This is a genomic window from Massilia sp. 01N410 (genome assembly GCF_056399665.1).
The window spans coordinates 1-384 of the sequence record NZ_JBFTRV010000087.1; the positions used below are offsets into that span (position 1 = coordinate 1).

Below are 384 nucleotides of genomic sequence, written 5' to 3' on the forward strand. Positions count from 1 at the left end.
CTGGACATCAACGATGGCAGCGAGAAGTGGCGCGCACGCGTGCCCAACGAAGTCATCGCCGCACCGGCCATTGCCCAGGGCATGGTCTTCGTGCGCAGCAATGATGGTCGCGTCACCGCGTTCGATGCCGGCAACGGCACCCAGAAGTGGTTCAACCCCAGCGAGCTGCCGGCGCTGACCGTGCGTGGCAACGCGGCGGTGGTGGCGGGTCCGGGCGTGCTGTTCATCGGCAAGGACGAGGGCAGCGTTGCTGCGCTGGCCATGCAGGACGGCCGCACGCTGTGGGACCAGAACGTGGGTACCGGCGAAGGCCGTACCGAGCTGGACCGCATGGCCGACGTCGATGGCGCCCCGGTGCTCGACGGCAACACGCTGTTCGTGAGC

At 68.2% G+C, this 384-nt stretch carries 1 protein-coding gene; it reads left to right on the forward strand.

The window, feature by feature from the left end; translation table 11 throughout:
• Window positions 1-384, forward strand: a 384-nt coding sequence (locus AC1DOP_RS27365) for an outer membrane protein assembly factor BamB family protein (RefSeq protein ID WP_477254442.1), incomplete at both ends; no start/stop codon positions are given.